This window comes from Mesorhizobium sp. LNHC209A00, assembly GCF_000502915.1.
GTDB lineage: Bacteria > Pseudomonadota > Alphaproteobacteria > Rhizobiales > Rhizobiaceae > Mesorhizobium.
In genome coordinates this window covers 22,347-41,609 of the sequence record NZ_AYWT01000017.1, presented here as the reverse complement: position 1 = coordinate 41,609, position 19,263 = coordinate 22,347, and the positions used below count along the sequence as shown (strand labels likewise).

At 60.1% G+C, this 19,263-nt stretch carries 16 protein-coding genes and 1 pseudogene; 11 read left to right on the top strand and 6 right to left on the bottom strand.

The window, feature by feature from the left end; translation table 11 throughout:
- Positions 1 to 6: 6 nt before the first annotated feature.
- From X739_RS140715 to X739_RS140740, 6 genes are all read left to right on the top strand, one after another.
- Positions 7 to 486: a DoxX family protein gene (locus X739_RS140715; protein WP_023795836.1), complete on the top strand. Its 480-nt coding sequence runs from the start codon at positions 7 to 9 to the stop codon at positions 484 to 486.
- A gap of 235 nt (positions 487 to 721) precedes the next feature.
- On the top strand, positions 722 to 964 hold the full coding sequence (locus X739_RS1000000167255; protein WP_051410632.1) for an NAD(P)H-dependent oxidoreductase: 243 nt from the start codon (positions 722 to 724) through the stop codon (positions 962 to 964).
- A 330-nt stretch (positions 965 to 1,294) separates the two neighbouring features.
- Positions 1,295 to 1,933, top strand: coding sequence for a DUF1326 domain-containing protein (locus X739_RS140725; protein ID WP_023795834.1), 639 nt, complete (start codon positions 1,295 to 1,297; stop codon positions 1,931 to 1,933).
- 60 nt (positions 1,934 to 1,993) lie between these two features.
- Positions 1,994 to 2,803 (top strand): DUF2182 domain-containing protein, encoded by an 810-nt coding sequence (locus tag X739_RS140730; protein WP_023795833.1) that lies wholly within the window; start codon positions 1,994 to 1,996, stop codon positions 2,801 to 2,803.
- 121 nt (positions 2,804 to 2,924) lie between these two features.
- The gene (locus X739_RS140735; protein WP_023795832.1) at positions 2,925 to 4,370 is read left to right on the top strand and encodes an adenylate/guanylate cyclase domain-containing protein; all 1,446 of its coding nucleotides are present in this window, start codon (positions 2,925 to 2,927) and stop codon (positions 4,368 to 4,370) included.
- Between the two features lie 107 nt (positions 4,371 to 4,477).
- Positions 4,478 to 5,122, top strand: coding sequence for a hypothetical protein (locus X739_RS140740; RefSeq protein WP_348625777.1), 645 nt, complete (start codon positions 4,478 to 4,480; stop codon positions 5,120 to 5,122).
- Between the two features lie 35 nt (positions 5,123 to 5,157).
- On the opposite strand, the gene X739_RS01000000166565 is transcribed toward X739_RS140740, so the two are convergent.
- Positions 5,158 to 5,592 (bottom strand): gluconate 2-dehydrogenase subunit 3 family protein, encoded by a 435-nt coding sequence (locus tag X739_RS01000000166565; protein ID WP_280940064.1) that lies wholly within the window; start codon positions 5,590 to 5,592, stop codon positions 5,158 to 5,160.
- Positions 5,593 to 5,959: 367 nt separating this feature from the next.
- On the opposite strand from X739_RS01000000166565, the gene X739_RS140745 reads away from it, so the two are divergent.
- Positions 5,960 to 7,165, top strand: a complete 1,206-nt coding sequence (locus tag X739_RS140745) for a cation:proton antiporter (protein WP_031252357.1) — start codon at positions 5,960 to 5,962, stop codon at positions 7,163 to 7,165.
- 531 nt (positions 7,166 to 7,696) lie between these two features.
- Here the strand turns inward: X739_RS140745 and X739_RS140755 are convergent.
- From X739_RS140755 to X739_RS1000000170755, 5 genes and pseudogenes are all read right to left on the bottom strand, one after another.
- Positions 7,697 to 8,098 carry a response regulator gene (locus tag X739_RS140755; protein WP_023795826.1) on the bottom strand — a complete coding sequence of 134 codons (402 nt, stop codon included), beginning with the start codon at positions 8,096 to 8,098 and terminating at the stop codon, positions 7,697 to 7,699.
- Between the two features lie 180 nt (positions 8,099 to 8,278).
- On the bottom strand, positions 8,279 to 9,649 hold the full coding sequence (locus X739_RS140760; protein WP_023795825.1) for a sensor histidine kinase: 1,371 nt from the start codon (positions 9,647 to 9,649) through the stop codon (positions 8,279 to 8,281).
- A 52-nt stretch (positions 9,650 to 9,701) separates the two neighbouring features.
- On the bottom strand, positions 9,702 to 10,088 hold the full coding sequence (locus X739_RS140765) for a response regulator (RefSeq protein ID WP_023774691.1): 387 nt from the start codon (positions 10,086 to 10,088) through the stop codon (positions 9,702 to 9,704).
- Positions 10,085 to 11,980, bottom strand: a complete 1,896-nt coding sequence (locus tag X739_RS1000000167250) for a PAS domain S-box protein (RefSeq protein ID WP_023795824.1) — start codon at positions 11,978 to 11,980, stop codon at positions 10,085 to 10,087. Before X739_RS1000000167250 ends, X739_RS140765 begins: the two co-directional genes overlap by 4 nt.
- Positions 11,981 to 12,437: 457 nt before the next feature.
- A pseudogene (locus X739_RS1000000170755) lies at positions 12,438 to 12,771 on the bottom strand (IS1 family transposase); the annotation flags it as partial.
- Between the two features lie 279 nt (positions 12,772 to 13,050).
- Between X739_RS1000000170755 and X739_RS140770 the strand changes: the two are divergent.
- From X739_RS140770 to X739_RS140785, 4 genes are all read left to right on the top strand, one after another.
- Complete coding sequence (locus X739_RS140770) at positions 13,051 to 13,800, top strand: GntR family transcriptional regulator (protein WP_051410637.1); 750 nt, start codon at positions 13,051 to 13,053, stop codon at positions 13,798 to 13,800.
- A gap of 475 nt (positions 13,801 to 14,275) precedes the next feature.
- Positions 14,276 to 15,112, top strand: a complete 837-nt coding sequence (locus X739_RS140775) for a universal stress protein (RefSeq protein ID WP_023795821.1) — start codon at positions 14,276 to 14,278, stop codon at positions 15,110 to 15,112.
- 11 nt (positions 15,113 to 15,123) lie between these two features.
- Positions 15,124 to 16,731: an MBL fold metallo-hydrolase gene (locus X739_RS140780; RefSeq protein WP_031252353.1), complete on the top strand. Its 1,608-nt coding sequence runs from the start codon at positions 15,124 to 15,126 to the stop codon at positions 16,729 to 16,731.
- 106 nt (positions 16,732 to 16,837) lie between these two features.
- A complete protein-coding gene (locus tag X739_RS140785; RefSeq protein ID WP_023795819.1) occupies positions 16,838 to 19,261 on the top strand; it encodes a phosphoketolase family protein in 2,424 nt (807 codons plus the stop codon).
- Positions 19,262 to 19,263 lie beyond the last annotated feature (2 nt).

Genomic DNA, 19,263 nt, shown 5'->3' with positions numbered 1-19,263 from the left:
ACGATCATGACTGCGATAATACCGGAATATTCCACGCCTCGCCCTGCCGGCCTTGTTGGTCTCTACCGACGAGTGATCAAGTTGCCGGAGCGTATCCCATTTTCGCTGGTCCAGCTCGCAGCTCGGTTGGCGATTGCGCACGTCTTCTGGCAGTCTGCACAATCGAAGCTGGCGTCCTGGCCGGTGACGCTGCAGCTGTTCGCCAGCGAATACAATCTGCCCCTCATTGATCCGTCGATCGCGGCGCCGCTGGCGACAACGGCAGAGATCACCGGGGCGGTGCTGCTTTTCCTGGGGCTGTTCTCACGTCTTGGCGCGCTGATGCTGCTCGGCGTCGTTTCAGTGATCCAGATCTTCGTGTTCCCGGAGAACTGGGCCGAGCATCTTCTGTGGGCCTCGTTGCTGCTTCTCGTGCTGACACGCGGCTCCGGCGTGTTCTCGCTCGACTACGTCGCCGAGCGGACTTTTTCGGCATCTGGAAAGTGAAACATTTTCTAACCGAAGGAACTACGGTGCGCATTTTCATCGTTCATGCCACCGCGAGCTCAACAGTTTCAACGGCGCCCCGACACTCGCAGCACGGGGGGCAGCTATCTTCGGCACATGCGGTGTCGGGTCGCCGTAACTTCACGACCGTGCGCAACGCGAACTACTAGCGACAGCAGGCTCAGGAAGCGAATGCGGCAGCCTTTGATGGATTCGCTCCAGATATCCAGGCGGGATGGTCAAGCTTTTCTGGTGCGACGCACTGATCCTGCAGTTTCCGCTCTGGTGGTTCGGACTGCCGGCAATCCTCAAGAGCTGGTCGACGAGTGTTCGCGTAGCTGGCCGCATCTATGTTGGCGGCAAATGGCATGATCGCGGCGTCTTCGCAGGAAAGCGCGCGATTATCCCAAGCCGGCCAGGAAACAGGCATCCATCGATGCACACAAGTAGACGAGCCTCGACGTCAAGGGCTTTCTAAAGGCCGCACTGATCAAGACCGGCGACCGGAACTTCTGTGTCGGTGCATGGAACGAATTGGACAACCCCGCAGCGGCGCGGCCACAGATAATTGGCCTTTTGGATGCGATGCGCGACATGCTTGAGGATCTCGGAGGCGTTCTCGGCGTCACCGATCCTGTCTCCGGAAAGGTCCCGCCGACGCGACGTGAAGTGGCCCATCTCCGGGCTTGGTGTGCAACGCTCGACCACTTATGTGGGCTCAATCGATCAAAATCGAGCAACGCACGAACTACTGGAGCGCGCTCAGCCTTTGACGTATAAATAGCCTGAGATTTCGAGGAGGAAAGCCATGAATGCAGTGCCTCAATGGCGGCTCGCAGGCGACTGGTTCGACATCTGCAGCTGCGATATCCCTTGCCCTTGCGAGTTCGCCCAGCGGCCAACCGGCAATCACTGCCACGGCGTGCTCGCCTGGCATGTGCGCGAGGGTCAGTATGGCGACGTGAAGCTCGACGGCCTGACACTGGTGGCGCTCGGCGAGTTCGAAGGCAATCTGTGGGCCGGCGAGGCAAAGGCCGTGATGGGCATGTATCTCGACGAGAAGGCGAATGAGCCGCAACGCGAGGCCCTGCAGGTGATCTTCGGCGGCCACGCCGGCGGCTGGCCGGCGGGCTTTGCTGCTAATATCGGCGAGATGCGTGGCATGGAGTTCGTTCCGATCACTTTCGAGGTGGCGGGCGACCTGGCTACCTGGCGGGTCGATATTCCTGGCCTCGTCGTTGGGCGCGCGGAAGCGCTTTCGGGTCCGACTACACCACCCGGCAAGCGGGTGCAGACGATCAACCCGCCGGGCTCGGAGGTCGGCCCGGGCCAGGTTGCCACATGGGGGCGTTCTGTCGAGGTAAGCACCAAAGGCTTCGGGCTCGACTGGACCGGCACGGCCCGGTCGAGCAAGCACATTCCGTTCGACTGGACCGGCCCGAACTAGGGCGTGCCGATGCCTGACGCGTTCCCCAGGAAAACGTGGCGGCTTCGGAATTTGCGTGGCATGCCGCTCGGCCTTCTCGCATCGCTCGCCGGGCTGACAGTAGCGGCGTGGGCGCTCACCCTCTACCAGACCTTCAGCATGGATATGCCCATCGGTATTGCCGTGCGCGGCGGGATGGAGGGTATGGAAGGCATGGCCGGCATGGCGATGGCCGGAATTGCGACCGGCGGCTGGTCACTCGCCGGCGCCGCCACCTTTCTCACAGTATGGACTGTGATGATGGCGGCTATGATGCTGCCTGCTGCTGCGCCCATGATCTTTATGTTCGCGGCGGCGCAGGCCAAGCGCGGGCAGCAGGTGGCCGTCCCGACGTGGATCTTCATCGCGGGTTACATGTTCGTCTGGGCGATGGCGGGCCTTCTCGTGTATGTCCTGGTCCAGCTCGCCAGCGAGTTTGCGACGAGCCTCGATCCACCCCAGCGTTCGAAATGGGCACCGCTCGCCCTCGGTGCCACGCTTGGCGTCGCCGGGCTCTACCAATTCACGACCTTCAAGCATATTTGCCTCAGGCATTGCCGTTCGCCGCTTGCTTTCGTTGCGCAGCACTGGCGCGACGGGCGTGTTGGCGCGCTTAAGATGGGGCTGCGCCATGGCGTCTATTGCTTTGGTTGCTGCTGGGCGCTGTTTGCCGTGCTGGTCGCGACCGGCGTCATGAGCGTCGCCTGGATGCTGCTTTTGACGCTGGCCGTCTTCGTCGAGAAGCTGCTGCCCCGTGGCCGCCGCTTCGAAGGTAGTTTCGGCCTTGCGCTGGTGGGCCTTGGGATCGTTGTATCGCTCGGGGTGATCGATATGCCGTGGATGGGGGGCTAGACGAGCAGTAGAATAAGCATCTCTGCTGTGCCGGCAGACGCTTTCGATGGTGACCCATTCGCATCGCGCTGGTTTTTTAGTAGGGTGTGGCGCGGCAAGGCGGCAAGGTTGAGGGTCCGGCGTGACGATAGTCGACGATCGTCTTCTCGAAAGCAGCATGACCAAGGTGGAGCAGGCGCGAGCCTGGAGCCCTCGCGTCATCTCGAAATTCGAGACGCTGATCAGGAGTGCCGACGACCACTCACTCTATCGCGTCAATCCGCTGAGCTTTGCTCGTGACAGGGCAATCGCCGAGCCTGAAGCAATCGACCTCTTCCTTCATGCCACCCGCTGTGGCTTGTTCGACATGAGCTGGGATGTGCTCTGTCCCCAGTCCGGGATGGTGCTCGATAGTTTCGGCGCACTGCGCACGCTGAAGACCCACTACGTTTGTGGCCTGTGCGATGTATCGGGCGACACCGACCTCGACGACTTCATCGAGGTCACCTTCTCAGTGTCGCCGAAGTTACGCCGCCTGCCGTATCACGACCCCGAGACGCTCCCGGTCGAGGATTTTCACTGGAAGCTCCACTTCGGACATGATGGGCGTCTACCGGGGCAAGACGTTCGCTTTCTTGACGTTCTGCGCGGCTTCGTCAGGGGCGTGGCGTTTCTGCCGCCCGGCACCACCACAGTGCTCCGCGCTGACATAGGACCGGGCGCCCTTTCGGGCGTAAACGTGCGGACACAGGCCGCATTCGCCGTGCCAGTATCAGGCAATCCGGTGTCGGCACCGACAGTTCTGAAAGTCGATTATGATGGCAGACGCTTCCTGCCGGCATTGCCCGCCGTTCCACCCGGTCCGATCGTCATGGAGGTGGCGAATACTGGGCCAGTGCGCGGTTCGTTGCTTGTCATCAACTGGCCGCCCGAGCTTTTGGCGCTGACCACCAAGCCGGCGCTCGATTTCGACCCTTATGTTTCAGGTGGAGCGCTGCTTGCGCGGCAAACCTTCCGCCAGCTCTTCCGGTCAGAGCATGTCGACGAGAAGGAGGGGCTCGGCATCCGGCAGATCACCTTCCTGTTCACGGACCTCAAGGGTTCGACCGCCATGTATGAGCGCTTGGGCGACCTCAACGCCTATGCTTTGGTCCGCGAGCATTTCGCTCTGGTCAACGCGACGGTTCAGCAACATTCAGGAGCTGTGGTCAAGACGATTGGTGATGCGGTGATGGCTGTATTTTCGCAGCCGTCGGATGCGATCTCGGCTGCACTCCACATTTTTGACGAGATCGATGGCTTCAACGGCGACCATGACAGGCCGGGGATCATCCTCAAGATCGGGGCCCACTGCGGACCATCGATCGCCGTAACGCTCAACGAAAACCTCGACTATTTCGGCCAGACCGTGAATGTCGCCGCGCGCGTGCAGTCCCTGGCAGAAGGCGGACAGATCTGCATTTCCGAGGCGCTCTACTCCGCGCCAGGGGTCAGCGAAATGCTTGCCGGCCATGACGTCAAGGCCTTTGACGCGGCTCTTCGGGGTGTGGAGGGTGATGCTACTGTCTATCGCATTATGAGGGGATAGACACGATTGCGTCCCACACCATTTCGCACGGTCTGAAACCGGAACTTAGTCTAGGGCGTCCGTCAAGGTCGTGAGCATTTCAATGAAGAGGACACTCCTGCGCGAGGATTGAACTCACCAAAGGCTCGGCGCTGATCGACGGTGAAATCGTCGCAATCGACAGCCAGGGCCGCACGAATTTCTCCATGCTCAAGACTGGCATTGCTGCCGGCATGCCGCTCAAGTTCTACGCCTTCGACCTGCTGGAACTGAACGGCGGCGATCTCTCGGACCAACCGCTCCTCAAGCCCAAGGAACTTGCGGAGCTTTTAGGTGAACGCGATCCCAATGACGCTCTGCAGTTTTCCAGCCATATCGCCGATCATGGGGAGAGAGTTTTCGAGACCATGTGCGCCGGTGGCCACGAGGGCGTCATCGCCAAGCGCGCGGACAGCCGCTATGTCGGCGACCGGACTGCCGCCTGGCTCAAGATCAAGTGCACGAAACGACAGGAATTTGTCGTCGGCGGCTACCGCCCAAGCGACACTGGCCGCGGTATGGCATCGCTGATCCTTGGTACCTATGAGGACGGAAAGCTGATCTACCGCGGCCGCGTCGGCACCGGGTTCACCGAGGCGATGCGCAAATCCATTCTGGCGCAGTTGGAGAAGCGGCCTCTGGACAAGCCGCCTTCGTCTCCGTGCCCCGCGACTCGGCGATCAGGTTGCCGCCTATGCCCTTCCCGGGCCGTAACGAAACGCGACCACCGGTGAAGGTCTGGTCCACGTCCAGTCTTGATCCGGATGCATCATCCTCCGCATCCAGCAAGCTCTGGAGGGCAGCCGGCCATGTCCTTGTTGCCGCCATAGATGGTATCGCTGAACATGCCCTCGTTGGTGTTCAGCCACAGCATTTGAAAGAATGTCTTGGCATCGACGCCGCCGAGATCAAGCTTTCCCTTCTCAAGACCAGACAGGAGTGCATCCTGCGCTTCGGGCGGAAGCTCCGCGAAACGCTTGCCGCCTTGCGAAGCGACTGCATGCTGGTCAATCGCAGTGATCGCTGCGCGGTAGAGCGCGGAAGGCGTCATGCGCGATTGGTAGCCCTGCGTCTCCTCGCCCTTGTCCCAGGGGCCTTGCATGTACCAGCTGCCGCCGCGTCCATACGCGACAGCGAGCTGATGGTCGATAAACAGCGGCACACCACAGCCGCGGGCACCCGGGCCGAGAGCATCCTCAGGGATCAGCCTTTCGGTCGGGCCTCGACAAAGGCGGCCTCATCGGCGGTGAAGACTTTATAGTCAGCCGACTCGAGCGGGTTTGGCGCGTCCGCCTGATGTGGCAGCCATCTGTCACCGTCGCCGCCTTTGACGTCTCGCGCCGAAGCCGCCCCAATCGTGGCCGATGCTGTCTCCGCCATGAAGCCGAACTTGTTGAGCCGCCGTAGGTTTCTCACGGCAGGTGCGACATGGGGCGGCGTATCGGCTAGGACGGATCCGGATCTGCTCTGTTCATATCTCCCGTTCGGACTACGCGAACTTCTTCGCACCGGCCGTTCCACTGGGGCTTCAGAGCCCTAGTTGTCCTGACCAGACCTTACCTAGGGCCGCCATGAACGATCTCTCAATCCTCACCCTGGGGATGATCCTGCTCACCGCTTCTTTGGTGGCGATGATCTCCAGACGGCTGCAACTTCCTTACAGCGTCGGGCTTGTTGCGGCAGGTATCGCGCTTGGCTTCATGCCCGGCGTCGTCGAACTTCCCCTCAGTCGGGATCTGATTTTCACGGTCTTTTTGCCGCCGCTGATTTTCCAGGCCGCACTTGCAATAGAATGGCGTCACTTCCGACTGAATCTGCCGGTCACAGTTCTGCTCGCTTTTCCCGGGGTCGCTATTGCGGCCGCAGTGGTTGCGGCTGGCATGCATTTCCTGCTCGGATGGACCTGGATCGGAGCCGGGCTGTTTGGCGTGCTGATAGCGGCGACCGATCCGGTGTCGGTTATCGCGGCCTTCAAGGAGATGAAGGTTCAGCCCCGCCTTGCTCTGCTTGTCGAATCGGAAAGTCTCCTCAATGACGGCGCAGCCGCGGTTGGCTTCGGCATCCTGGCGGCAATCGCGGCAGGCGCCGAAGCGACGCCCCTGAGCATTGCTGCGTCGCTGTTCTGGACGGTCGCGGGTGGGATTGCCTCCGGCGCGGCGGTGGCAGCTGTGCTGCTTTTGATTGCCGGCCGGACCGAAGACCATCTTGTTGAAATAACCCTGACGACCATCGCGGCCTATGGTTCGTTTCTGCTTGCTGAGGATCTTGGCATGTCGGGCGTGCTGGCTACTCTCACCGCAGGCTTGATCGTCGGCAACGTCGGCTGGAAAGGCGCTATTTCCGCGAATGCCAGAAGTCACGTTCTGGCGTTCTGGGAGTATGCGGCCTTCCTGGCAAATTCGATCGTGTTCATCTTGATCGGCGGCCATGAAGCCCATCAGCCACTTGGGATATTCGCAGGCACCTCAGCGGTCGCCATCATGCTGGTGCTGGTTGGCCGGACATTGGCTATCTATCCTTTCTGTGCCCTACTCGCAGTGACGCCGCTGAAGGTGGATGCCAGCTATCAGCACATTCTGGTCTGGGGCGGGCTGCGCGGTGCCCTCGCTCTGGCCCTGGCGCTTGCACTTCCTTATGACGTCGCCGAGCGCAGTCAAATAATCGTTGTCGCGTTCGCGGTCGTAGCTTTCTCAATCTTTATTCAGGGGTTGAGCATGCCGTGGCTTATCAGACGGATGGGGCTGACCGCCGAAAGGGGAGGTTCGACCAGCACGTGACCGTAGCAGCCGGTGAAGAAGTGGCGATTATGTCGTTGACAACCCTAAACGGAAAGTAGGAATTCGACAGGCCAACATTCGAACTTTGCTAAAATCGGCTGTAGCTATCGCCCAGGATAGCGCGTAGCCTCTCCTCGTCGCCCGTGACGGTTTCCGGCAATCGAGCGTTTGGAAGTGATCAGCATGCTTTCGCCCCAACGGGAGGAAAGCTATGGCTTCCATACAAGAGCACTATTCGAAGATCATCCGCCATTATGAGAACGCGATCTCGATTCAGGATCGGCTCATTGAACACAATCGCCAGTGCGGACTCCCCATTGAGAAGGACGAAGAATATCTGAACCGCTTACGCGACGCTTTGAATGCTGCGCGACGCACACTTAAGAGATCCGAGAAATGGAACCTGAGCCTGTCCAACTCGTTAAAATGGTAGCGGTCGATTCCTCTGGATGTAGCCGCGCCTAATGAAAAGCCCGCCACGGTACCGACCCAGGGCGGGCTTTTCAGCGCTACCCATCCGTGCCAGACCCACTAAGCGGTCGTTTCGCTTGGGGCTATCCGATGATGCTGATTAAGCAGTGCAGCCAAGGCCGTGATGATCTGGGGCATCGCGAACGGCTTGGCGATCATAATGCTTCCCGGAACACCCTCTACGCCCCAGTCAACCGTGCTATCCCCGCTGATGTACACCACAGGAAAGGCGGGATTGGTGCCTCTCAGGTGCTTGGCTAGTTCCCATCCGGTTTTTCCTCGACCTAGTCGAATGTCGGTAACCAGGCTGCTGAAACTTCCCGGCTTCTCGCTAAACGCCTCAATGGCCGCTTCAGCATTGCGAGCTGCCACAACTCGAAACCCGGCCTCTTCCAAGGCCGTTTCGATATCGAGCAAGATCAACGGCTCGTCTTCAACGACCAGAACGAAACTGTTCTCCATGCTGGACCCATACAGCCGTCGCCACGACGCGCAACCCACACTTTAGTGCCATCTAATGTATCGAGCATTAACAATTACGCGTCACTCGTTTAAGCTCTTCTGCCGAGCAGCTGCTCGCTGGGCTGCATGTGAGGGGCTGGAGGGCGCAACTGTCGAGGTCGCGGGCGCTGCTTCTCCACCCTAGCCGGGATTGGCAATAAGGATGTGACAGGAAATTCCGGAAGGTAGCGGGTCAATTTGGGCGCTACCAAATTCTACAGGCAGCACGTCCAGGATCAGTCTCAAGCCGAACCCTTGGTCAAGCTTTGTAGGAACAGGAGGTCCGCCGCTTTCGCGCCAATGGAGCTCGATCCCTCTGGCCGTGGTCTCCCATTCGATACTGACAGTTCCTTCCGCGTTCGAAAGTGCGCCGAACTTGGCGGCATTGGTGCACAGCTCATTGAAGACGAGCGCTAGCGGCACATTCATACGCGCTGGCAGTTTAATGTCCTCGCCGTGAAGTTCAAATCTGTTCGGGGACAAGAAGGGTCTCGCAACGCCCACGATCAGGTCAGTTAGGCTAAAGGGTTGTCCCTGCTGCGCAACAGCCAGATCAGTCGCCTTGGCCAACGCAGCGAGCCTGCCCAGAAAGCCGTTCAGCGCGGCTGGGTTGGCAGCACCTCGTCCGAACGACTGGGTTGCAAGCGCCTGGATCACGCTGAGCGAGTTCTTCACACGATGATGGACCTCGCGCAGCAGCAAGTGCTTCTGCTCGTCACCGCGCTTGCGCTCGTCAATGTCCATCAACACGCCGATGATGCGCTTCGGCTCGCCAGACGGAAAATTTTGAACCTCGGCCCGGAGCAGTCTCCAACGCAATGAGCCATCGGGAAATCGGCAACGGAATTCTGCCTCAAAGTACGGATCAGCAAGGTCGGCCGCTCTGCTGCGGATTTCCGTGATCCTCTCAAGGTCATCTGGACCCAACAACGTGCGAAGTTCGCCAACGGTCGGACAGGAATCCTCCGCCAGGCCGAACATACGGTTGAGCTCGGGGGTGACCATCAAGCGGTCCGCTGGCACATCCAGTTCCCACACCGCCATTCTGGCGGCATCTATGGCCAGTCGCTGTCTGAGTTCGGCCTCTCGCAGCGCATTTTCAGCCTGCTTGCGAGCGGTTATATCCTCGATGGTGCCGAGGAAGCGCACCGCTTTCACGGTGTCGCCGCTCCGTTGAAACACCACCTCGCCGTAGGCCAGAGCCCAACGGATCTCGCCGGTGTCGGCGCGCACGAGCCGATATTCGTATGGCTCGTTGTTCCTGATCTCAGGGTCCAGCGCCATGCGGGCCTGCTCGCTGGTGACCGGCAAATCAGCTGGGTGGGTGACGGCGCGAACTTTCTCGATGGTGATCGACTCGTCCGGAGAAAACCCACAAATCGCCCGGGCCCGGGGCGAGTAGCTCATCTCGTTGGTTTCGAGGTTCCAGTCCCAAATGCCTAGGGGAGCGGCGCGGAGCGCCAGCCTCAGCTTCAGATTATCATCCCTGAACTTATCAAGCGGTCGACGCACGGTTCCCCCAAGACAGCCCAAGTTTACACGACGTTGGTCTCAGCTACGAAACTCATGCTGACGGGCCCGCTGATCCCTGGCGTCCCGACAGGGCGGAATGCAACGAGTTGGCCAGTTTCTCCTTGGAGTAGGGTTTGTCGATGATCGGAGCTCCTCTTGCGAAGTCAGCGGCGCCCTGACCGTAGCCCGTCGTGCACACCATCGGGATGCGCCGTTCTCTCAGGGCGTCTGCGACGCGATGGCTCAACTCCCCGCGAATGTTGAGGTCCAGCACGGCCGCGTCGATATTGTGGGCCGAAATCAGGTCCAAAGCGGCGTCGATCGACGTGGCCGGACCAATGACCTCTACCCCAAGGTCGGTGAGAAAATCGTTTGCCATCATGGCAATCAGGGATTCATCCTCAACCAGGAGGACGCGTCTGCCCAACAGTGTCGTCATTGTGCGAGTATCCCCTCTTGCAGCGGAGCATCAATCTTACAAACAAGCCCTTGGGGCTGAAACTCCATTGCGACTTCTGCCTCCAAATCTGCCGCCAGGCCTCCGACAATCAGCCGCGTGCCAAATCCCCGCTGCGATGGAGACGACACTGCGGGACCGCCCAATTCGCTCCAAATTAGCTTCAGCCGGGGCTTGGGATTTTCGGTGCGAGCCCACTCGACCGAAACTTTGCCGGCATCGTTGGAAAGGGCACCATACTTGACTGCGTTGGTCAGCAGCTCATGAAGCGCGAGTGCGACGGAAAGGGCCTGGTTCGGCTGCAAACGAATCGCTGGCCCGCTCGTTGTGACCCGGTTGGTAAACGTGCCTCGTATCTGGAGACTGTCGGAAACCAGTTGGTCCAATGATGCATGCTCCCAACTGGTCTGGGTCAGGATGTTGTGCGCGGCGGAGAGAGCCATGAGGCGACCCTCAAAGGCGGCATGAGCCTCGGTGGCCGGAGTTCCCCTGAAGGTCTGATGGGCGATTCCCTGGACCACCGCCAGCGTGTTCTTCACACGATGGTTGAGTTCAGCCATCAGCAGGTCTCGCTGGGTCTCTGACCGTTTTCGCTCGCTGATGTCGACGATCGAGGCGAGTGTCATCAAGCCTTCGCTTGTCTGGATTGGGCTGATTCCAATCTCAACCGGCACTTGGCTTCCGTCCTTGCGCCGGGCATACAGGTCTCTGCCCGCACCCATCGGTCGCGCCAGGGGGCGACTTCCATACTTGCCGCGGAACAGGGGATGCGAACTACGAAACTGCTCGGGTACCAGCATTTCGATGCCCTGGCCAATCATCTCCTCCCGCTCATAACCAAAAACGGCTTCGGCATGCAGGTTGACGAGGATGATGCGGCCGTTCCCGTCTGTCATGACCATGCCGCTGGGGGCCGCCTCCACGGCCGATCGAAATCGCTCCTCGCTGTGGCGTAGCGCTGCTTCCGCCCGCTCGCTTTCCGTTATGTCGACATTGACCCCGATCAGTCCGCGAAATTGGCCTTTGGTGGAAAAATGGGGGCGGGCGACGGTGAGCAGGACGCGGTATTCCCCCTTGCGGTTCTTGTAGCGACCCTGGACCGTGACACTAGACTGTGTCGTCAGCGCGTCCATCATCCGGGCTCCGATATCGGCAGCGTCGTCCGGGTGGATGGTCGGGTGCCAACTGAAGGTCGGGATCTCCTCGCTCCTGACACCCCAGAACTCGCGCAGCATGCTGTTCAAATTGGTGCACTTGCCGGATGCGTCACACGTCCAGATCATGACCGGCGCATGTTCGGACATCAGGCGGAACTGTTGTTCGGATGCTCGCAACTCGTCTTCGGCAAGTTTGCGGGCCTCTTCCGCCCTGGTCCGCTCGAGATAGAATCCGATCTGCCGGGCGATCGTCATCGCAAGATCAAGCTCGTGGCCGGCAAAGGAATGCTTCTGCTCGTAGTAGGTCATGAACTTGCCCACCACTTCGCCTTGCGCAATCAATGGAATGAACGCCAAACCAACGATGCCTTCGCTGGCAATCCTGTCTTTGACGCTGGTCGGTTCAGAGGTCTCTGCGATGTCCGTTACAAGGATCGGCTCCGCATTGCGTTCGCCCGCTTTCCAAGGCGAATGTCCCGCCAGCGCGTGTCGGTAGGAATGGGACAGGCCACGCCACGCCACGAAGCGCATTACCCCTGCGTCGTCGAAAAGCAACATTGACGCCCTTCGACACCCGAGCCCATCACGGATGGCATCCAGGCCAGCCTCGAAAGCTTCGTGATTGGATTTCGCCCGATACAGGCGGTCTGTCAGCACGTAAAGCGCGCTGAGTTCATCCACCCGTTCCGTGAGTTTCTCGCCCCCCGGTATCTGCATCGCCTCCCCTCCTTGGCGAACAAATTAGCACGACGGCATATAACGAAGACGCCGCGTCTTGGTTCCAGTTCGCAAATAAATGGCCGCTTGGCCCATCCAACGCACTAGTCCGCACAGGTGGCGTGAGCTACGCTTACGGTCAGATCATAAGGTAAGCATTGCATTACCGGGGCGGACCGTTGTCCGGCCAGTCCGGAGGGGCTAGATGACCTGCATTGCGAGCAACCGCTACCAAGGCCGCCTGCATTCATCTCATATCTCGTCTGACGCTAGGCTCGCATCGTGGTGCGCCTTCATCCGGGATCAGGTCAACTCATAATAAAAGTCGCAGATCAAATCCGCGACCGTCACAGCTTCAAAATCCGTCATCTTGGCGGGCGTCTCGATAGCGACCGTTTCCATGTTGTCGTGGTCCTCGGCAAGAAGATCCAAGGATCTTGGCGAACTTGATCTTGAACTCTAGGTAAGCCCTATGACCGTCGCTGGTTGGCTGCTCGCGATTCGCGAGGCGAAAGATCGTCCATGAAGCCCATCGCGCATTCGCCGTCACGCCCGTCGACCAGCCACGACATGACAAGCTTGGTGGCGTCATCGATGCCGTCATGTCTATGTGTCGCCAGCGCCTTCCGGGGCAGCTTTGGCTACCGCGACGTTCATTTGCTTGGCGTAGGTAAACGACCAGATTTCATCGACCTGAATGCGCTTACCGGTCAGGTTGGAAAGCTCTTCGTCCTGAAAGGCGGCGCACACCGCACCAGCGTCCGAAGCAGCTTGGCGACTGTGTTCTTGCTATGCCTATCACGCGTGTTTGGCGCCGCGTGAGCATTGCTTGATCTCAGCCCGGATATGGCTTGTTGGGGCAGGGATCCTGTCGGAGGTATGCCGCCTGCAACGTTGCCGATCGCAACCGGCCCATCAAAACATTGGGGATGGTCGGCGGCTCCCGGAGACTATTCGTGGAGGCTAATATAATGTGGCGATCCATGTCTTACGAAATTCGCTTGGAGAGTTACGGCGTTTTTCGGGCCGGTGTTGGGATCAGAAAAGGGTCAAATAGAGCAGGGGACTTGATGGTCATAAAGCGGATCGGAGATGAAGGCCCTGCCAGGAGTACGCTCGCAAGCTCTGTCTATTGCCGGCTTCGCGAAGACCTCCTGGAAGGCCAGTTGGGAGCGAAGGGCAAGCTGAGGGTGGGATGGATCGCTTCTCATTACGGGGCAGGGGCCACCCCTGTGCGGGAAGCGCTCAATCGTCTCGCATCTGAGGGGCTGATCTCACACCACGACCAGCGGGGTTTCGCGATCAAGCCGGTCAGCACCGCCGAGCTCGAGGAACTGACCCGAACGCGTTGCTGGCTGGAAGCCATCGCCCTGCAGAATTCGATAGCTGCGCGCACTTTCGCATGGGAAGAGCATGTCGTTCTCGCGCTTCACCGCCTCGAACGCGCGTCGCGCGGGGAAATGGCAGGAACGCTCAACGCGGACTTTGAGAAGCTGCATCGACAATTCCACCGGACCCTGCTGTCGGGTTGCGGGTCAGCTTGGCTGGCTAGGTTCTGTGACCAGTTGGCCGATCAGGTTTACCGCTACAGGGTCATTGCCAAAGACAACGCAAACGAGCACGGCCTTTGCCTGAACGAACACAGGCTGATCGCCGAACTGGCGGTCGACGGTAACGCCAGCGGCGCCATCGAGGCGCTGATACACCATTATGAGCTGTCCGCAGCCAGGTGCATGGAGCGTGTGTTGCAAAGAGAGCCCAGCAGATCAAACCCGCCTGAATGTGTTCGGGTCCACAATGCGGCCGGTCAATCCGCCTGACGCGAGCCATCTGAGCAGTTAGGCGCGGACCAAGCTCGAAAACGGCGCACCCGCTGCGGTTAGTCAGTGCCTAATGCCGCCGCCGTGATATGATGCGGATAGCGGTCGAACCAGGGCCGATACCTCCTGCTCGGTCTCACAGCCGGGCGCGGTAACCGTACCGTCTGCATTGAGGACGTGCGGTAGGACAGTCGGGCTCACCGAGAAGCGGCGCGTGAGGGCCCAATAGTGGCGAAACTGGCGGTTGAGGATGGTAGCTGGAGAGCGCCACCGCCTTTCCCCACTAAGGCTGAGCGAAGGCTATCGTGATCACATCGAGCGGTTGGCCAGGGCGACGGCGTTGCAATTTGCGCGCCATCGCGCCCACCCTCTATTGGGACGCATTTGCGGTGAATCAAAGCTGGCCTCGCCCGTTGTGACTACAAATGTCGCGAAGGTGGGCGTCCGCCCCTTGCCGCAATGGAGGCGAAATCCGATGAAGCTTATGGCATCTCTCTGTCTGGCGACCTATCCAGACGCGAACTCCCCGAAAATCGCAGCGAACTCGGTTGCCCTTGCCAAGCAGATCGACGCCACGCTTCATGCTATTGCCGTCAACGTCGACATTCCAGACGTCTCAAATGCGCTCTCAACCTACTTGATAGATCTTCCGTTCAAGATACAGGAAGCAGAGGCGACCAGTCGCAAGCAGGGCAAAGCTCTGCTTGAGGCAATCCTCCAGGAAGCCTCGCGGGGCGAGGTAACCGTGGATACGCGGGAACTGTCCGCGCCATTGGCTCTTATGGGCGATGTGGCCGCTAAGTATTCCCGGTATTTCGATATCTGTCTTGTCGGCTGGGCGCCTGCCAACCAGACGGAGCGAATGATGGCTGAGGCGATTCTGTTCGGCTCGGGGCGGCCGACCCTACTTCTTCCCGACTCCACGGACGTTGGGGTGCTAGGACATATCGTCATCGCCTGGGATGGCAGCCGCGTGGCCGCACGTGCCGTTGCAGACGCGAGGGTGTTTCTCGAACGTGCCTCCTTGATCACCATTGTGACGGTGACCGACGAAAAGCCGCTTCCGGGCCAGGGCATTGGCGAACGACTAGCGCTGGGCTTGAGGGCGCGCGGTCTGGTGGCGGAGGCTGCCTCAATCAAGGCTGGGGACAGTTCGATCGCAACAGCGCTGCAGGAGCACGCGCTCAAGATCGGCGGCAACCTGCTTGTCATGGGCGGATATGGCCATTCCCGCGTCAGGGACTTCGTTCTCGGCGGTGCGACGGAAGGCATTCTCGCGGATCTGCGTCTGCCTGTCCTGCTGTCGCACTAGGTCGCGGCGTCATGAAAGGGATTCGCGACATAAACCCTATTCTGCGTTTCCACGGCGCAGCCCATGGTGTCACCGGCTCATGCTATGAACTCGCAACCCCTCGCTGGCGGGTTCTCGTCGACTGCGGCCTATTTCAGGGATCGAAGTCCGAGCGGGAATTGAACTACGGCGCATTCCCGTTTCCAGCGGACGCGATTGACGCTGTCATCCTGACGCACGCGCATATCGACCACAGCGGCCTTTTGCCGAAACTGGTCAAGCAAGGCTTTTCTGGTCCGATCCATGCGACTCGCGCCACAATCGATCTTTGCTCGGTCATGCTGCCAGATGCGGCGCATATCCAAGAAATGGAAGTGGAACACCTGAATCGCCGCAACGCGCAGCGCGGGCGGCCGCCCGTCGAGCCGATCTACAGTCAGCAGGATGCCGCCGCGTGCATGACATTGTTCCGGGCAGTTGAATACGGCGAATGGACTACCGTCGCCGAAGGCCTTCGCGCACGTTTCTGGAACGCCGGCCACCTGCTTGGTTCGGCATCGGTCGAGCTTGACATCGACGGACAGGATGCGCCGCTGCGTATCATATTCTCGGGCGATATCGGGCCCGGCCACAAGCTGCTCCAGACCGATCCTGAAGGTCCAGCCGGGGTGGACTATCTGATCTGCGAATCGACCTACGGAGACAGGGACCGGCCCGATGTCTCGCCCGAGCAGCGGCGATCGCAGCTCGGCGACGTGGTGCGTGGCGCCGCCGATCAACATGGCCCGCTGGTCGTTCCGTCCTTCGCAGTGGAGCGCACGCAGGAACTGCTGGTCGATCTCCATCTGCTCATGACGACCGGCGCCGTGCCGACAGCTCCAGTCTTCGTCGACTCGCCGCTGGCGACGCGCGCCAGTGCGATTTTCGAGCGGCACGCCAACGAAATCGAACAGGGTGACGTGCTGCGCCAAGCTCTCAACTCAAAGGAGTTGCGTTTCACCGAGACGGTGGAGCAGAGCAAGGCAATCAATCGCCTGAACGGCTTCTTCGTGGTCATCGCCGCGAGTGGCATGTGCGACGCGGGGCGTATTCGGCATCATCTAAAGGCCAATCTCTGGCGCAGGAACGCTACGGTGATGATCGCCGGGTTCCAGGCCCAAGGTTCTCTCGGCAGGATACTGCTCGACGGGGCGCGTCGCGTGCGCATTCAGGGTGAAGAGGTCGAGGTCAAGGCGCGTATCAGTCTGTTCGACCTCTATTCCGGCCATGCCGACGCCGGCGAACTAGTCGCATGGCTCAAGGCTCGAACTCCGGTGAGGCAGCAGGTGTTCCTTACGCATGGCGAGGAGGCTGGACTCAACGGCCTGCGTGGCAGGCTTGCAGGACTGATACCCAACTACAAGATCATTATCCCGAGGCTAGACGATGCTTTCCAATTGACCCCCGGTCGCAGTTTGCCGGTCGAGGTCAACGAGCCTCGCCGTCTGAGACCAGAAAAGATTGCCCGCCTCGACTGGCACAATGACCTTTCAAACCTTCTCCTTGACGTAAACGAGGCGGTCAGCGCCGCAGCCGACGAACGGGGTCGCGCAGCGATGATCAGGAGGATGCGCAGGGCGCTTGAGGACAAGGACGCGTAGGGGCCGCGCGCGCGCGCGCGTTGGTGTCCATTCGCTGCAGATCGACGAACACTGGCTCATGTCGCAGTCCAGGCGACAGGGCGCTAACAGGCGATGGGAGCCAGACATGACCGAGCATAAGACAATACCAGCTTCCGGCGACCGGCTTTCAGAGCGCCAGCTGCGCGACATTGATGCCTATTGGCGCGCCGCCAACTATCTGACGATCGGCCAGATCTATCTGCTCGACAATCCGCTGCTGCGGGAACCGTTGCGGCTGGAGCACGTCAAGCCGCGTCTCCTCGGCCACTGGGGAACGTCGCCGGGTCTAAGTTTCATTTACGCGCACCTCAACCGCATCATCCGCCTCAGGGACACGAATGTGGTCTACATCTGCGGCCCCGGCCATGGCGGCCCGGCAATGGTGGCGAACACTTATCTCGAGGGCACGTATAGTGAGCTCAATCCCGATATTTCGATGGATGAGCAGGGAATGCGCAAACTGTTCCGGCAGTTCTCGTTTCCCGGCGGCATCCCGAGCCATGCCGCACCAGACGTGCCCGGCTCGATCCATGAGGGCGGCGAGCTGGGCTATTCGCTCTCGCATGCCTATGGCGCCGCCTTCGACAATCCCGATCTGGTCGTTGCCTGTGTTGTCGGCGACGGTGAAGCGGAAACAGGGCCACTCGCCACCGCATGGCATTCCAACAAATTCCTCAACCCCGCGCGCGACGGGGCGGTTCTGCCGATCCTGCACCTGAACGGCTACAAGATTGCCAATCCAACCATCCTGGCCCGCATTCCCGAAGACGAATTGCGGTCGCTGTTCGTTGGCTACGGCTATGAGCCGTTGTTCGTAGAGGGCTATGAGCCGGCCCTTATGCATGAGCGAATGGCGAGCATGCTCGACGATGCGTTTGATCGGATCCAGGTTATCCAGCATGCGGCACGCAAAGGATCTGCGGCGATCGCGTCACGGCCGAGATGGCCGATGATCGTGCTGCGCAGCCCCAAGGGGTGGACGGGGCCGAAAGAGGTTGACGGCCTGAAGACCGAGGGCTTTTGGCGGTCCCACCAGGTTCCGTTGTCAAGTCTTGCGGAGAACCCCGCCCATCTCAAGCTGCTTGAGGAGTGGCTGAAAAGCTACCGCCCAGAAGAGCTGTTCGATGCCGCCGGCGCTCCTGTCGCCTCGATCAGCGCCACGGCACCGCAGGCATCAAGACGGATGAGCGCCAACCCGCATGCCAATGGCGGCCTGCTGCGCAGGTCTCTCGATCTGCCGGCGTTGCAAGATCACGCGATTGCGCTCGGGCGCCCTGGCGCCATCAAGGCCGAGTCGACGCGGGTTATGGGCAGCTTCCTGCGTGATGTCATGCAGTTGAACGAGGCCTCGAAGAACTTCAGGATCGTCGGCCCGGACGAGACTGCCTCAAACCGCCTTCAGGACGTGTTTGAAGTGACCGAGCGTGGCTGGATGGAAAAAACCCTGCCCGAAGACGTTCATCTCGGGCGTGATGGCCGGGTGCTCGAAATCCTCTCCGAGCACACCTGCCAGGGCTGGCTGGAGGGCTACCTGCTCACCGGGCGCCATGGCCTGTTTTCCTGCTACGAGGCGTTCATCCACATCGTCGATTCCATGTTCAACCAGCATGCGAAATGGCTGGATGCTTGCCGCGACATCCCTTGGCGGCGGCCGATCGCATCGCTGAATTATCTGTTGTCGAGCCATGTCTGGCATCAGGAACACAATGGCTTCAGCCATCAGGATCCCGGCTTCATCGACGTTGCTCTCAACAAGAAGGCCGATGTCGTGCGGGTCTACCTGCCGCCGGACGCCAACACCTTGCTGTGCGTGACCGACCACCTGCTGCAGACATGGAACCGCATCAACGTCATCGTCGCCGGCAAGCCACCGTCATGGCAGTGGCTGTCGATGGACAAGGCAATCGTTCACTGCAGGGCAGGGATCGGCATCTGGGACTGGGCGTCGACACATGATGGGGCTGAGCCTGACGTCGTAATGGCTTGCGCCGGCGATGTTCCAACCCTCGAAACTCTGGCCGCCGTGCAGATCCTCAGGCAACAGGTTCCTGATCTCAGGATCAGGGTGGTCAATGTCGTCGACCTGATGACGCTACAGCCAAAGGAATATCATCCGCACGGTCTGTCGGATCGCGATTTCGATGCGCTGTTCACCGCCGACAAGCCGGTCATCTTTGCCTATCACGGCTATCCCTGGACGATCCACCGCCTGACCTATCGACGCACCAACCATGACAACATCCATGTCCGCGGCTACAACGAGGAGGGCACGACCACGACACCCTTCGACATGACGGTGTTGAATGGCCTCGACCGGTTTCATATCGTCAAAAGCGTCCTCGACTGGGTTCCGCGATTGAAGAGCATGCGGGTCGGCCTGAAGCAGGCGATGGACAGCAAGCTGCTTGAACATCGAGCCTATATTCGCGCCCATGGACAGGATATGCCGGAGATCCTTGAGTGGAAGTGGGAACAGGATCCTGATGCGGCGCCGAAGCGTCCAGATTGAGC

Excerpts from the sequence above, each read along its gene's own strand:
- X739_RS140715 (WP_023795836.1), top strand. The coding sequence starts at position 7 with ATGACTGCGATAATACCGGAATATTCCACGCCTCGCCCTGCCGGCCTT.
- X739_RS1000000167255 (WP_051410632.1), top strand. The coding sequence starts at position 722 with ATGGTCAAGCTTTTCTGGTGCGACGCACTGATCCTGCAGTTTCCGCTC.
- X739_RS140725 (WP_023795834.1), top strand. The coding sequence starts at position 1,295 with ATGAATGCAGTGCCTCAATGGCGGCTCGCAGGCGACTGGTTCGACATC.
- X739_RS140730 (WP_023795833.1), top strand. The coding sequence starts at position 1,994 with ATGCCGCTCGGCCTTCTCGCATCGCTCGCCGGGCTGACAGTAGCGGCG.
- X739_RS140745 (WP_031252357.1), top strand. The coding sequence starts at position 5,960 with ATGAACGATCTCTCAATCCTCACCCTGGGGATGATCCTGCTCACCGCT.
- X739_RS140755 (WP_023795826.1), bottom strand. The coding sequence starts at position 8,098 with ATGGAGAACAGTTTCGTTCTGGTCGTTGAAGACGAGCCGTTGATCTTG.
- X739_RS140765 (WP_023774691.1), bottom strand. The coding sequence starts at position 10,088 with ATGACGACACTGTTGGGCAGACGCGTCCTCCTGGTTGAGGATGAATCC.
- X739_RS1000000167250 (WP_023795824.1), bottom strand. The coding sequence starts at position 11,980 with ATGCAGATACCGGGGGGCGAGAAACTCACGGAACGGGTGGATGAACTC.
- X739_RS140770 (WP_051410637.1), top strand. The coding sequence starts at position 13,051 with ATGGTCATAAAGCGGATCGGAGATGAAGGCCCTGCCAGGAGTACGCTC.
- X739_RS140775 (WP_023795821.1), top strand. The coding sequence starts at position 14,276 with ATGAAGCTTATGGCATCTCTCTGTCTGGCGACCTATCCAGACGCGAAC.
- X739_RS140780 (WP_031252353.1), top strand. The coding sequence starts at position 15,124 with ATGAAAGGGATTCGCGACATAAACCCTATTCTGCGTTTCCACGGCGCA.
- X739_RS140785 (WP_023795819.1), top strand. The coding sequence starts at position 16,838 with ATGACCGAGCATAAGACAATACCAGCTTCCGGCGACCGGCTTTCAGAG.